The 14,374-nt window shown below is 75.4% G+C and carries 10 protein-coding genes and 1 pseudogene; 8 read left to right on the forward strand and 3 right to left on the reverse strand.

From position 1 onward, the window contains the following. Positions 1-4: 4 nt before the first annotated feature. Positions 5-1,195: an FAD-dependent monooxygenase gene (locus tag ZF1_RS10475; RefSeq protein WP_357437982.1), complete on the reverse strand. Its 1,191-nt coding sequence runs from the start codon at positions 1,193-1,195 to the stop codon at positions 5-7. 166 nt (positions 1,196-1,361) lie between these two features. Between ZF1_RS10475 and ZF1_RS10480 the strand changes: the two are divergent. The 5 genes and pseudogenes from ZF1_RS10480 to ZF1_RS10500 form a co-directional block, all read left to right on the forward strand. Then, a pseudogene (locus tag ZF1_RS10480) lies at positions 1,362-1,859 on the forward strand (alpha/beta fold hydrolase); the annotation flags it as partial. A 1,066-nt stretch (positions 1,860-2,925) separates the two neighbouring features. Then, on the forward strand, positions 2,926-4,173 hold the full coding sequence (locus tag ZF1_RS10485; RefSeq protein WP_357437984.1) for a TetR family transcriptional regulator: 1,248 nt from the start codon (positions 2,926-2,928) through the stop codon (positions 4,171-4,173). 175 nt (positions 4,174-4,348) lie between these two features. Next, positions 4,349-5,308 (forward strand): MBL fold metallo-hydrolase, encoded by a 960-nt coding sequence (locus tag ZF1_RS10490; protein WP_073573968.1) that lies wholly within the window; start codon positions 4,349-4,351, stop codon positions 5,306-5,308. Between the two features lie 24 nt (positions 5,309-5,332). Then, on the forward strand, positions 5,333-7,087 hold the full coding sequence (locus ZF1_RS10495; RefSeq protein WP_357437987.1) for an FAD-dependent monooxygenase: 1,755 nt from the start codon (positions 5,333-5,335) through the stop codon (positions 7,085-7,087). Beyond that, complete coding sequence (locus ZF1_RS10500; RefSeq protein ID WP_073573966.1) at positions 7,062-8,261, forward strand: homogentisate 1,2-dioxygenase; 1,200 nt, start codon at positions 7,062-7,064, stop codon at positions 8,259-8,261. The genes ZF1_RS10495 and ZF1_RS10500 overlap by 26 nt, the downstream gene beginning before the upstream one ends. Before the next feature lie 13 nt (positions 8,262-8,274). Here ZF1_RS10500 and ZF1_RS10505 read toward each other — a convergent pair whose 3' ends face one another. Together ZF1_RS10505 and ZF1_RS10510 are read right to left on the reverse strand one after the other, a co-directional pair. Further along, entirely contained in the window at positions 8,275-9,243 is a 969-nt protein-coding gene (locus ZF1_RS10505; RefSeq protein ID WP_073574092.1) for an arsenic resistance protein, read from the reverse strand. Then, complete coding sequence (locus ZF1_RS10510) at positions 9,240-9,713, reverse strand: hypothetical protein (protein ID WP_357437990.1); 474 nt, start codon at positions 9,711-9,713, stop codon at positions 9,240-9,242. The genes ZF1_RS10505 and ZF1_RS10510 overlap by 4 nt, the downstream gene beginning before the upstream one ends. A gap of 389 nt (positions 9,714-10,102) precedes the next feature. Between ZF1_RS10510 and ZF1_RS10515 the strand changes: the two genes are divergently transcribed. The 3 genes from ZF1_RS10515 to ZF1_RS10525 all read left to right on the forward strand — a co-directional run bounded on the left by ZF1_RS10515 (position 10,103) and on the right by ZF1_RS10525 (position 14,363). Further along, positions 10,103-11,515: a hypothetical protein gene (locus ZF1_RS10515; protein WP_482637150.1), complete on the forward strand. Its 1,413-nt coding sequence runs from the start codon at positions 10,103-10,105 to the stop codon at positions 11,513-11,515. 142 nt (positions 11,516-11,657) lie between these two features. Beyond that, positions 11,658-13,328 carry an FAD-binding dehydrogenase gene (locus ZF1_RS10520; RefSeq protein WP_357437996.1) on the forward strand — a complete coding sequence of 557 codons (1,671 nt, stop codon included), beginning with the start codon at positions 11,658-11,660 and terminating at the stop codon, positions 13,326-13,328. 87 nt (positions 13,329-13,415) lie between these two features. Next, on the forward strand, positions 13,416-14,363 hold the full coding sequence (locus ZF1_RS10525) for a PDR/VanB family oxidoreductase (RefSeq protein ID WP_350589954.1): 948 nt from the start codon (positions 13,416-13,418) through the stop codon (positions 14,361-14,363). Positions 14,364-14,374: the final 11 nt, after the last annotated feature.

Raw genomic sequence — 14,374 nt, forward strand, 5'->3', positions numbered from 1 at the left:
CGGGTCAGGCCGGTACGGGCCGGGTGCCGGCCCGCGCGTCCACGCCGTGGATCCAGGTCAACCACGGGTCCAGCCCGGTCAGCCCCGCGTTGCGGGCGTCGGCCGCCGGGCCGTCGGGCAGGTGCAGCAGTCCGCTGGTGACCAGCGAGCTGCGCTGGATCGACCGGGTCCGCGCCCGGCGCAGCCGCTGGTAGCGGTCGAACACCGCGGTGTGGCCGCCGTCGAGCGCACCGGGGGCGGCGAGCAGGTCGGCGAGCACGGCCGCGTCCTCGATGGACTGGTTCGCGCCCTGACCGTGGTGCGGCAGCATCGTGTGCACGGCGTCGCCGAGCAGGACGACGCGGCCGCGGGACCAGCGCGTCATCGGGGGAAGCGTGTACAGCGGCCAGCGCGGGGACTGCGGCACCGCCGTCAGCATCTGCACGACGCCCGGGGACCAGCCGTCGAAGGCCCGCGCCAGAGTGCCGGGGTCGGTGTCGGTCGGCCCGGTCTCGCCCGTCCACGGGTCGGGGCCCTCCAGCACCGCGAAGAAGTTGATCTGCTCGGCGTGCGGGCCGATCGCGTAGTGCAGCACGTGCGCATCCGGGCCCATCCAGAACTGGATCGCGCCGGGGTCGGGCAGCAGCGGGGCGTCGGCGACGTCGACGATCCCGCGGAAGGCCGACGTCCCGGTGTAGCGGGGGCGGGCCGCGGGGTCGACGACCGAGCGCACCCGGGAGTGCACCCCGTCCGCACCGACGACGACCGGGCCCCGGACGCGCTCCCCGGAGGCGAGGGTGACCGTCCCGTCCGGGTCGACCGCGGTCACCTCGCAGCCGAGCCGCACCATCCCGGCGGGACAGGCGCCGGCGAGTACCCGCTGGAACTCGGCGCGGTGGATGCCCAGGTAGGGGGCGCCGAAGCGGCGCCGGTAGCTGCCGTCGGAGCCGACCGGGAAGGCGGTCACCCGCTCGTCGTCGCGCCAGCCGCGGTGGATGAGCGCGGTCGGCTGGGCGGACACCATCTCCAGCTCGCCCAGCAGGCCGAGCTCGTCCAGCGGGCGCAGCCCGTTCGCCGACAGCGCGACGGCGGCGCCGACCTCGCGCAGCTCGGCCGCCCGCTCGAGCACGGTGACCCGGACGCCGCGGGCGTGCAGCGAGAGGGCCAGCGAGAGGCCCCCGATCCCGGCACCGACGATCACCACTGATTCGTCCATGACTCTGATCCTGACACGGATACCGAGGGGGTATCTCTCCACGGATCGTCTCAGTCGGGACCCCTTTCGGCACGACCCGCACGGCCTCTTCTCCGGGCCCCGCCGGTCCGCCAGGCTCACCCGCCGGGGGCCGTTTCCCCGTTCCGACCTCGACGAGGAGTGAGCGATGTCCGAGACGTTCGTGCTGGTGACTGGTGCCTGGCACGGGGGCTGGGCCTGGCGCCCGGTCGCCGAGCGGCTGCGTGCGGCGGGGCACCGCGTGCTGACCCCCACCCTGCCGGGGCTGCACGACGGTGACGACCCGACCCGCGACCGGCTGTCCGACACCGTGGACGCGGTCGTCGACCTGATCGAGTCGCACGACCTGACCGACGTGACTCTCGTCGGGCACAGCTGGGGCGGCTACGTGATCACCGGTGCCGCGCACCGGGTCTCCCCCCCGGCTGCGCAAGCTCGTCTACTGGAGCGCGTTCGTGCCCGCCGCGGGCCGCTCGCTCAACGACGAGGTGCCCCCGCAGTACCGCGAGCTGTTCGAGGGCCAGGCCGCCGCCTCGGGCGACAACTCCGTGGCGCTGCCGTTCGAGGTGTGGCAGGGCGCATTCATGAACGACGCCGACGAGCCGGTCCAGCGCCTGGTGCACGAGCTCCTGGTGCCGCAGCCGCTGCAGTACTTCACCGAGACCGTGGAACCGATCGACCCGGCGACGCTCGGGGTGCCGGTGGCCTACGTGCTCTCGACCGAGGACGTCGCGCTGCCGCCCGGCGAGTACGGCTGGGACCGCTTCCCGCAGCGGCTCGGGGTCACCCCGGTCACCGTGCCGGGCAGCCACGAGGGCTGCTTCACCCGCCCCGACGCCCTGGCCGAGGCCCTGCTGAAGGCCTGACCCCCGCCGCCGCGCGCCCCACCCCGCCGTCGCGCACGAACGGGCCTCTCGTACGGAAGGTTCGTACGAGGGGCCCGTTCGCGCGGATCCGGGGGTCAGCCGGTCGGGGACTCCTGCGCGCCGTCACCGGGCGCCGGGTCCTGGCCGAGCTGGTTCGGCGGGAACCGCAGGGGCGGGAGCTCCTGCAGCGGCGCCTGCGGGGCGTTGCCCACCTCCGGCGGGAGCGGCGTGCCCTGCGCCGGGTTGCCGAGCGGCGCCAGCGGGTCGGCGGGCGCGTCCCGGAGAGGTCGCCGTCCGCGATCGCGCGCTTCTGGTTCCGGTAGGGCGCCTCGAAGGGCTCGTGGAACCGGAAGGCCGCGTCGGAGAACGCCGACGGCGTCGGGTCGCCGACGACGGCGCCGCCGGGGTGCGTCGCGTCCGCGGTGACCTGCGGAGGAGGTCGGCGTCGGCGTCGCTGTCCCACAGCCCGGTCGCGGCGGCGAGTCGCTGCGCCCCGTCGGCGGGGTCCCACGCGGAGTGCGGCACGCGGATCCCGACCTGGCGCCGCTCGACGTCGACGTGCACCTGTGGTGCGTCGGGGTGGGGCCGCCCGGTGGGCGCGTCGACGATGTCGCCCCCGCTGCCGTGCACCGTCACGAACAGCCGGGCCGGCATGACGGTGTTCGCGCCGTGCGGGGCCTCGCGCGGGGTGTCCGAGCCGCCGAGCGCGAGGGTCAGACCGAGCAGCCCGGTGACGTGCGACGACGACTTATCGTTAGCCCGAATGGACTAGGATCGTCCGGATCTGGTTCGGCCAGCATGGTTCTCCTGGTGTAGAAAAAACGTGAGCTGACACGAGGAGCGACCGTGCCGAAGCGGGTGGACCACGAGCAGCGCCGGGGCGAGATCGCCGACGCCGCCTGGCGGCTGATCGCCGAGCGCGGTCCGGACGCGGTCACGCTGCGGGAGGTCAGCGCGGCACTGGGGGTTGCCCACGGGGCGCCGGCGCACTACTTCGCCGGCCGCGCCGCGATCGTGGAGTGCGCGTTCCGGCGGGCCCTCGACGACCTCGACGCCCGGGTGGCGCGGCGTGCGGCCGGGCTGTCCGGGGTGGCGGCGCTGCACGTGTTCTGCGAGGAGATCATCGCGCACACCGGGACGCCGTTCGCCCGGGTCGCGGCGTCCGGCCCCGGGCCGGCCGCGGTCCTCGCGGAGGTGACCGCGCGGTGGCGGACCCGGCTGGCGGCCCGGATCGAGGAGGGCCGGCGGGCGGGCGGGATCGTCGCCCCGGCCCCCGACGGGGTGCTGGTGGAGCAGCTGCTGGCCCTGCTCCACGGGGTGCAGGCACTGGCCGAGCCGGGGTCCGGCGGAGCGGGGACGTCGCCGGGGTCGGGCGGAGCGGGGGCGGCGCCGGGCGAGGTGGTGGCCGCGTTCCTCGCGGGGCTCGGCGGCGGCGCGGCCCGGGCTGGGACCGCCGGGCCGGGCGGGGTCCCGCCGGCAGCCGGGGCGCGGTCACCGGGCCGGGCGGCGGTCGCACGGGGCGGGGCCGACAACAGCATGGGCAGCGTGGACGGCAGCGGGAACGGCAGCGGGAACGGCGCGGACGGGTTCCTCGCCTTCACCGACGTCGCGCTCGCCCGCGCCGGCGATCGGCTCCCCGGTACCGACCGCGAGGCCATGGCGCTGGTGCTGAACCTGCACCGGATCGCCGGCTCCCTGGTCTACGACCTCGAGTCGACCGTGCACCGCCCCGCCGGATGGAGCTGGTCGGCGTTCCGGCTGCTGTTCACGCTGTGGGTCGCGGGCGGGCAGGAGGCGGGCCGGGCGGCGGAGCTGTGCGGGATGAGCCGGGCCGCGGTGTCCAGCCTGGCCAACACCCTCGCCGCCGGTGAGCTGGTCCGGCGCACGCCCACCGCCGGGGACCGGCGGACCGTGCACCTGTCGCTGACCGACGCGGGGACCGACCGGCTGGTCGCCGCGTTCGGCACCCACAACCGCCGTGAGTCGGAGTGGGCGGCGCTGCTCGGCGCCGACGACCTCGCCGCCCTGAACACTCTGCTCGTCCGCCTCGCCCGGGCGGCGCACCGGGCGGACTGGATCAACCGGCGGACCTGAACTGAACTACTCGGCGCGCGCCGCCGGATCGGCCCTGGCGCCGGGCGGCGCGGCCCTCTACGGTCCTGCCAAGTGATTCAACCTTTGATCGTCGGGCGTGCCCGGCCGGTCGGAGGTCCCGACGACGGGTCGCCGCGGTCGCCGCCCGTCTTCCGGCTCCGAGAGGACACCCGCCGTGGCCAAGCCCTTCGCCTCCTCCGCCGACACCGCCGCCAAGGAGCAGACCCTCGAGGTGCTCGCGGACGGCGTCTACGCCCTCACCGCCGAGGGCGACCCGAACATCGGCGCGATCGAGGGGGAGGACTTCGTCGTCTGCTTCGAGGCCCTCGCCACCCCGGTCGCCGCCCGGAAGTGGCTCGCGATGCTGCGCGAGCACACCGACAAGCCGGTCCGGTACCTCGTGCTGTCGCACTACCACGCGGTCCGGGTGCTGGGCGCGAGCGCGTTCGACGCGCAGACCGTCGTCGCGCACGAGACGACCGCGGCCCTGATCGCCGAGCGTGGCATGGAGGACTGGGCCTCGGAGTTCGCGCGGATGCCGCGGCTGGCCGAGGCCGCCGACTCCGTGCCCGGACTCACCTGGCCGACGCTCACCTTCGCCGACCGTCTCACCCTCGACCTGGGCGGTGACCGCGGCGAGCTGGTGCTGCAGTTCCACGGCCGCGGCCACACCGAGGGCGACATCACCGCCTGGCTGCCGCGGCACCGGATCCTGTTCGCCGGTGACCTCGTGGAGGCCCGGGCCGCGCTCTACACCGGCGACGCGTTCCACCGCGACTGGGCGGGCGGCACCCTCGACCGGCTCGCCGCGCTCGGCGCCGAGCAGCTCGTCGGCGGGCGCGGCGCGGTCAGCCGCGTCCGCGCCGAGGTCGACGCCGCGATCGCCCAGACCCGCGGGTTCCTGCAGGTCATGATCCGGGAGGTCGGCGCGGTGCAGGGGCGCGGCGGCACGCTGAAGGAGGCGTTCGAGGCGACCCACGCCGCACTCGTCGACGACTACGGGCACTGGCCGATCTTCGAGCACTGTCTGCCGTTCGACGTCTCCCGGCTGTGGGACGAGCTGTCCGGTGTGGAGCGTCCGGTGATCTGGACCGCGGAACGCGACCAGGAGGTCTGGGCCCGGCTGCAGGGCTGAGGCACCGGCGAGGGGAGGGAACCCATGTCGACGCCCGCCGCGCCGGCCTGGCCGTCGTCGCCCGTCCTGGTGCTCGGCGCCGGGCCGGTCGGGCAGACCACCGCGCTGCTGCTGGCCCGCCACGGCGTCCCGACGGTCGTGCTGGACCGCCGCCCGGAGCGGGACCGGGCCGGGTCGAAGGCGATCTGTCAGCAGCGCGACGTACTCGACGTCTGGGAGTCCGTCGGCGCCGGGCGCCGGATCGCCGACGAGGGCGTCACCTGGACCACCGCGCGCACCTTCCACCGCGACACCGAGCTGTTCGCCCACACCTTCGCCGAGCCGGGGCGGCCCGCGTTTCCGCCGTTCGTGAACCTCTCGCAGGCCCGGACCGAGCAGATCCTCGACGAGCGGATCGCTGACGAGGCCCTGGTGGACCTGCGCTGGGGGCACGACGTCGTCGGCGTGGAGCAGTCCGCCGACGGTGTCGCCGTCACCCTCGACGGCGGTGGACGGGTCGCGGGGAGCTTCGTGGTCGTCTGTGCCGGTGCCCGCGGCGAGGCGCTGCGCGAGTTGCTCGGGGTCACCTTCGAGGGCACCAGCTTCGACGACCGTTTCCTGATCTGCGACGTCCGCGCCGACCTCCCGGGGTGGGCCACCGAGCGCCGCTTCCACTTCGACCCGGCCGCGAACCCGGGCCGCCAGGTGCTGGTCCACCCCTGTCCGGACTCGACGTTCCGGATCGACTGGCAGGTCCCGGCCGGGTACGACCTCGACGCCGAGACCGCGTCCGGCGCGCTGGACGCCCGGATCCGCGCGGTCATCGGGGACGTCGACCACGAGGTGGTCTGGTCCTCGGTCTACCGGTTCCACTCGCGCGTGGTGGACCGGATGCGGTGCGGCCGGGTGCTGCTGGCGGGCGACGCGGCACACCTGGTGTCCCCGTTCGGTGCCCGCGGGCTGAACTCCGGCGTCGCCGACGCCGAGAACGCCGCCTGGAAGATCGCCTGGGTCGGCCGCGGCTGGGCGCCGGAGGAGCTCCTGGAGAGCTACCACGCCGAGCGGCACGCGGCCGCCCGGGAGAACGTCGCCGTCACGACCGCGACGATGGACTTCCTGGTCCCGCGGGACGCGGAGCGGGTGCGGGCCCGCGCCGAGGTCCTCGCCGCGGCGGCGACCGACCCCGCGGCCCGGGCGCGGGTCGACTCGGGCCGGCTGGCCGAGCCGTTCTGGTACGCCGACTCCGCCCTGACCACCGCCGACGCGCGTCGCCCGTTCGCCGGGCGCCCCGCCCGCGGCGAGGTCCCGCCCGCGGGACCGGGGGTGCTCGTCCCGGACGCCCCGGTGCGCTCCCCGGCCGGTCCGGGACGGCTGCGCGCGCTGGCCCGCGACGGGTTCCTGCTGCTCACCGGCCCACTGGCGGACGCGGACGCGGTCGCCGCAGCGGCGGCCGGTGCGCCCGGCCCGGTCCGGGTGCTCGCCCTCGCCGAGCTGGACGGCCGCACGGGCACCGGAGCCCTCGACGAGGACGGGGACGAGGACGGAGACGGGGACGGAGACGGACGCGGTCCGACGGTGACGGCCGCCCTGGCCGCCCGGCCCGACGAGGTATGGCTGCTCCGCCCGGACGCCCACGTCGCCGCCGTGCTCGCCGCCCCGTCCCGCGACGACGTCGCGGCCGCCCTCGCCCGCGCGACCGCCCGCGGCACGCCACCGCCACCGCCACCGCCACCGCCACGGACACGGACATCGAACGGACCGGAGGAGGGCCACGATGGCGTACTACAGGCGAGCCGGTGACGTCCCGCCGAAGCGGCACACCCAGCACCGGCGTCCCGACGGGACGCTCTACTACGAGGAGCTGATGGGGGAGGAGGGCTTCTCCTCGGACTCCTCGCTGCTCTACCACGCGGGCGTCCCGTCGGCGATCGTCGACGCCACCCCCTGGGACCCGGGCGACCAGTCGCTGACCGACAACCGGCCGCTCCTCCCGCGCCACCTGCGGCTGCACGACCTCGGCACCCCGGACTGGAAGTCGGTCGACGTCGTGACCGGGCGCCGGCTGGTGCTCGGCAACGCCGACGTGCGGATCTCCTACGTCGTGGCGGGGGAGACCAGCCCGCTCTACCGCAACGCCGTCGGCGACGAGGTCGTCTACCTGGAGTCCGGGGCGGCGATCGTGGAGACCGTGTTCGGGGCGCTGGACGTGGCCGGGGGCGACTACGTCGTCCTCCCGCGGGCGACGACCCACCGCTGGGTCCCCACCGGGTCCGAGCCGCTGCGCGCCTACGCGATCGAGGCGTCGTCGCACGTCGCCCCGCCCAAGCGGTACCTGTCGCGCTACGGCCAGCTGCTCGAGCACGCCCCGTACTGCGAGCGCGACCTGCACGGACCGGGGGCGCCGCTGCTCGTCGAGCAGACCGACGTCGAGGTGCTGGTGAAGCACCGCGGCGGGCCCGACGGGATCACCGGCACCCGCTACGTGGTGCCCACCCACCCGTTCGACGTCGTCGGCTGGGACGGCTGCCTGTACCCGTACACGTTCAACGTCGCCGACTTCGAGCCGATCACCGGCCGCGTGCACCAGCCGCCGCCGGTGCACCAGGTCTTCGAGGGCTCCGGCTTCGTGATCTGCAACTTCGTGCCGCGCAAGGTCGACTACCACCCGCTCGCCGTGCCGGTGCCCTACTACCACGCCAATGTGGACTCCGACGAGGTCATGTTCTACTGCGGCGGCGACTACGAGGCCCGCAAGGGCTCCGGGATCGGGCAGGGGTCGATCTCGCTGCACCCGGGCGGGCACAGCCACGGCCCGCAGCCCGGCGCGGTCGAGCGGGCGCTCGGCGCGGAGTCCTTCGACGAGCTCGCGGTCATGGTCGACACGTTCCGGCCGCTGGCCCTCGGTGAGGGCGGACGGGCCTGCGAGGACCCGTCGTACGCGTGGAGCTGGGCGGGGCGCGGTCCGGCCCGGTGACCGGGCCGACCGCTCACCGGGCGGGGACGAGCACCGGCACCAGCCGTACCAGCACGACCAGGGCGACGAGTTCGACCAGGGTCTGGGTGACGACGGCGAGCGGGGCGAGGGCGAGCGCGCCGGGCAGCGCCAGCGCGAGCGGCAGGACGACCAGCGAGTTGCGGGTCGTCACCGAGAACACCACCGCCCGGGTGGCCGGCACGTCCAGGCGGGCCACCCGGGCGGTGAGCAGACCGATCACCACGGCCGCGACGACGAACGCCAGGTAGAGCGGCACCAGCCGCACCAGGGTGAGCGCCTGCGCCCCGACGGCGGCGATCTGCGAGCCCACGACCGCGGTCAGGGTCGCCGCCATCAGCGGCACCATCGCCCCGGCGACGGCGCCCTCGACACGGGCTGCGCGGCCGGTCGGGCGCCGTCGTCGCAGGCCCTGGACCAGGGCCGCCGCGGCCAGCGGGGCCAGGACCAGCACGAGGAACGCGTGCAGGAACGGCCCGGCCTCGACCACGGCGAGGACCTCCGGTCCGGCCGCGAGCCACAGGTAGCCGGGCAGCAGGAGCATCTGCGCGACCATCAGCAGCGGCGTCGCGGCGAGCATCTGCGCGCGGGCGCCGCCGGCGAGCCCGGTGAACACGACGACGTAGTCGATGCACGGCGTCAGCAGCACGAGCAGGACGCCCACGAGCAGGCCGCGGTCGTCGGCGACCCATCGCGACAGTCCGATCGCGACCGGCGGGACCACCACGGCGTTCGCCACCAGCACGACGACCGGGAATCGGGTGCCGGTCAGGGCCCGCACGAGGTCGACGAGCGGGACCGCGAGGAACGTCGCGAACAGCAGCAGCGCGAGCAGCGGGGTGACCGACGCGGCGAGCGCGGGCGCGACCCGCGGCGCGAGGAGACCGAGGAGCGCCCCGGCGAGGATCGCGGCCAGGTACAGCGCGACCTGGTGGCGGTCCCACCAGGCGACGAGCCGGCTCAGTCGGTGCCCCCGGCCGAGCGGTACGCCGACTGCACGGCCGGGCCGAGGTCGGCGCCGTAGGAGACGTCGGGGGAGTCCCCGCCCTGCTGGTAGCCACCGGTGACGGCCAGGATCTCCGAGTCGTCCGGGCCGGTCGGCCACGGGCCGCCGCTGGAACCCTGGTCGAGGCCGGGCCGGTCGAGCTGCCACTGGTCCTCGTCGAGCGTCCCAGCGGTGCCGGACACCGTCGTCGCGTCCGCGTCCGCGTCCGCGTCGCCGTCGGCGACGCAGTGCGCGGCGGTGACGACGAGGTCGCCGGTGGTGGACTCGACCACCGAGGCGGAGCAGAAGTGGTCACCGGGGTCCTCGGCCGGCCCGTCGAACAGGGCGCCGGTCGCGGGCCGCGCGAGCGCGGCGCCGAGCAGCCCGGGGACGTGCCACCGCGGGCGGGAGGGGCCGTGGCCGGGCCGGGTGTTGGTCCGCACGTCCACCTCCCACGCTCGTCCCGCTGACCGGATCAACGGTAGAGGGCACTCCTGTGATCCGTCGGCCGGACCGCTGTGGACGCGCTGCGAATCCCGGTCCGGTCGGTGGTCGGCCCCGCCCGCGGGCGGACCGGTGGCCGGTGTCCGACGACGGTCCGGCGTGTCCGTCCGCGTGTCGTCGTTGCGTCGACGGTGGGAGCCGACGGTGCCCCGACCGGCTCATCTGGTGATGCTCCGAGTGGTTCATCAGCTCTGATGAGGTCGTGTAGCGACCGTGGCCGCCGCCACGACACAGGGGCCGTCGGGAGCGCAGAGGCCCCGGCGACGACGGCTCGGGGACGGGCGGAGCGGTGGAGGCAGTCATGGCGCGTCGGATCGGGGAGCACGGAGCACGGGTGGGCGGACGGCGCCTGCTGGCGGCCGCGCTGGTGGCGGCGGTCGGGTTCGTCCCGCTCGTCGCCGGGACCGCCGCCGCCGCCGACGGCGTCCGGGTCTCCGACGGCCAGATCCCGGTGTGCGGCGCGACGGTGAGCCCGACCGGGTACTGCACGGCCGTCCGCAACGCCGGTACGGCCGCCGTCGTCGACGATGCCAGGGCCCGCACCGGGCGCGGCTACCTGCGCCTGGACACCCCCGGCGGCGGTGACAAGGTCACCGTGTACGCCCAGGCCTTCGACGGGCGCAAGCTCTCGGAGATCACCGACCTCGAGTACCAGACCCTCGTCGAGCAGGTGGGCGGCCCGCAGCAGGCACCCGCCCTGAACATCCCGGTCAACCCGATGAAGGACGGCTCGACCTTCACGACCCTGGTGTTCGAGCCGGTCTACACCGGAACCGCCCCGGTGCAGACCGGGGCGTGGCAGACGTGGCCCGCGTCGAGCACCCCCGCGGGCAGCGGCGGCTGGTGGGCCAGCGGCAGCATCACCGGCACCGGCACGCCCAACCGGTACGGCTTCGACACCTACACCGCCGACTTCGCCGCGGTGAAGGCCGCGCTGCCCGACGCCGTCGTCATCGGCGGGATCGGGATCAACCAGGGCAGCGGCAACCCGGGGCTGCGCTCGGGCGTCGACAACCTGCGGATCAACGGCACCACGGTGGACTTCGACAACCCGGTCGTCCCGACCGCGCTCGCCGCAACCGGCGGCAACGGGCAGAGCGCCCAGGTCCGCACCGTCTTCGCCCAGCCGCTGTCGGCCACCCTCACCGGAGCGGGCAACGCCCCGGTGGCGGGCCAGGACGTCACCTTCACGGTGACCGGCGGCAGCGCCGCCTTCCCCGGCGGGGCCACCGCCACCGCCACCACCGGCGCCGACGGCGTCGCCACCGGCCCGGCACTGTCCGCCGGTGACACCGCGGGCCCGGTGACGGTCACCGCCACCGCCGGCACGATGAGCACCACGTTCGCCCTCACCGTGACCCCCGCGCCGGTGATCCCGCGGGAGGCCGACCTCTCGATCAGGCTCGGCGTGCCGGGCACGATGAAGGCGGGCACCACCGCCCCCGTCACCGTGACCATCCGCAACGCGGGCCCGGCCGGCGCGACCCGGGTCGCCGGTGCCGTCACCCTCCCGACCGGTCTGCGGGCCACCGCGTCCCAGGGCGGGATCGTCAGCGGCGGCCGCAGCGTCGCCTACCTGGTCCCGAGCATCGCCGCGGGCACCGAGCGGACCTTCACGATCACCGTGACCGTGGACCGCACGGCGGCCGGGGTGCGGACCCTCGACGCGGGCGTCGCCCCGTCGCAGGTCCGTGACCCGAAGCTCGCCAACAACGCCACACGGGTGACCACGACCGTCGTGCGCTGACCCCGGGGCCCCGGCGGGCGGGTCGCGGCGCACGGGGTGCCGCGACCCGCCCGTCACCCGTTCCCGGGTCCGGATCTGATACGTCTGTGCGTACCGGCCGCCCCTGCCGGGGTGCGGTGGGCCGGCGACGAACGGGAGTGGCATGGACGCGGACGTGATCGTCGTCGGGGCCGGGCTGGCCGGTCTGGTCGCCACCCACGAGCTGACCCGGCGGGGCCGCCGGGTCGCCGTCGTCGACCAGGAGGGGCCGGTCGACCTGGGCGGGCAGGCGTGGTGGTCCTTCGGCGGCATCTTCCTCGTCGACAGCCCCGAGCAGCGCCGCATGCGGGTGCACGACTCGGTCGAGCTGGCCTGGAGCGACTGGCAGGGCAGCGCCGGCTTCGACCGCCTCGACGACGAGGACACCCACGCCGCGCGCTGGGCCCGCGCCTACGTCGAGTTCGCCGCGGGGGAGAAGCGCTCCTACCTCACCGAGCTGGGCATCTCCTTCCTCCCCACGGTCGGCTGGGCCGAGCGCGGCGACCTCACCGCCACCGGCCACGGCAATTCCGTGCCCCGCTTCCACGTGAGCTGGGGGACCGGTACGGGCGTCGTCGGACCGTTCGTCGACTCCGCCCTGCGCGCCGCCGAGGCCGGGCTGGTGACCTTCCACCACCGGCACCGCGTCGACGGGCTGGTCCGCACCGACGGCGCCGTCACCGGCGTCCGCGGCGCCGTCCTCGCCCCGGACGACTCGCCGCGCGGCGCACCCAGCAACCGCGACGTGACCAGGGAGTTCACCCTCTCCGCGCCCGCGGTCGTCCTGGCCACCGGCGGGATCGGCGCGAACCACGAGATGGTCCGCCGGTACTGGCCCGAGCGGATGGGCACCCCGCCGTCGTCGATGATCACCGGGGTGCCCGCCCATGTGGACGGCCGGATGCTCGACATCGCCGCCGACGCGGGTGTGCGGCTGGTCAACCGCGACCGCATGTGGCACTACACCGAGGGCGTCGTGAACTGGGACCCGGTCTGGCCCGGCCACGCCATCCGCATCCTGCCCGGGCCGTCGTCGATGTGGTTCGACGCGCTGGGGCGGCGGCTGCCCGCGCCGTACCTGCCCGGCTACGACACCCTCGGCACCCTGCGCCACCTGCGCACCACCCCGGACATCGCGCCCTACGACCACTCCTGGTTCGTGCTCACCCAGAAGATCGTCGAGAAGGAGTTCGCGCTGTCGGGCTCCGAGCAGAACCCCGACATCACCTCCGGTCGCCGCAGCGCCTTCCTCCGCGAACGGCTGCTCAGCCGGGGTGCGCCCGGCCCGGTCGAGGCGTTCACGACCCACGGGGAGGACTTCGTCGTCGCCGACACCCTCGACGAGCTCGTCGCGGGGATGAACGCCCTCACCGACGCCCCGCCGCTCGACCCGGCCCTGATCCGCGGCCAGATCGAGGCCCGTGACCGGCAGCTGGCCCACCCCTACAGCAAGGACGCCCAGGTCCAGGGCATCCACAACGCCCGCCGCTCGCTCGGTGACCGGATCGGGCGGGTCGCGGCGCCGCACCGGATCCTCGACCCCGCCGCCGGTCCGCTGATCGGGGTGAAGCTGCACGTGCTGACCCGCAAGACCCTCGGCGGGATCCAGACCGACCTCGACTCCCGCGCCCTCGACGCCCACGGCGAACCGATCCCCGGGCTCTACGCGGCGGGGGAGGCCGCCGGGTTCGGCGGGGGCGGGGTGCACGGGTACAACGCGCTGGAGGGCACGTTCCTCGGTGGCTGCATCTTCTCCGGCCGGGCCGCCGGCCGGAGCCTGGCGGGAACCGCCTGAACCCGGTCTCTCACTGAGCGAGAGTCGCCTTCCCGGACGGTGGCCTCGCGACGGATGCTCGGCTCCTCGACGACGAGGGGAGCAGCGGTGACCGGTGCCGAGAACCGCACGGTCCGGGTGGCGGGCCGCCACCGGGAGTCCGACGGCGTGGTGTCGCTGGAGCTGGTCGCCGCCGACGGCGGGCGGCTGCCGGACTGGACCCCCGGTGCGCACGTCGACCTCGTCCTGCCCGGCGGGCACACCCGCCAGTACTCGCTGTGCGGGGACCGGTGGGACGCCCACCGCTACCGCGTCGCCGTACTGCGCGAGCCCGCCGGACGCGGCGGCTCGGCCTGGGTCCACGACCGCCTCGCGGTCGGGGACGAGATCGGTCTCGGCGGGCCGCGCAACAACTTCCCGCTGGTCCCGGCCCCGCGCTACCTGTTCGTCGCGGGCGGCATCGGGATCACCCCGATCCTGCCGATGATCACCACGGCGGACCTGCTCGGCGCGGACTGGGCGCTGCTCTACGGCGGCCGTACCCGCGCATCGATGGCGTTCACCCGTGAGCTCGCGGTCCACGGGGACCGGGTCCGGATCGTCCCGCAGGACGAGCACGGCCTGCTCGACCTCCCCGGCTTCCTGGGGTGGCCCACCCCGGACACCCGGGTGTACGGCTGCGGTCCCGCCCCGCTGCTCGCGGCGCTGGCCGAGACCACGGCCGGGTGGCCGTCGCACACGGTGCGGACCGAGCGCTTCGTCCCGCGCGCGACCGGCCCGGTCCGCGACACCGCCTTCGCGGTCCACCTCGCCCGCCGCGGGACCGAGGTGACCGTGCCGCCCGGGCGCAGCGTGCTCGACGCGGTCGCCGACGCCGGCGTCGACGTCCTGTCCTCCTGCAGGCAGGGCACCTGCGGGACCTGCGAGACGACCGTGCTGGCGGGCGAGCCGGACCACCGCGACTCCGTCCTCGACGACGACGAGCGCGCCGCCGCCGACTGCATGCTCGTCTGCGTCTCGCGCTCGCACGGCCCACGGCTGGTCCTCGACCTCTGACCCCGGCCCCG

It is taken from the genome of Pseudonocardia sp. ZF1 (assembly GCF_056835605.1).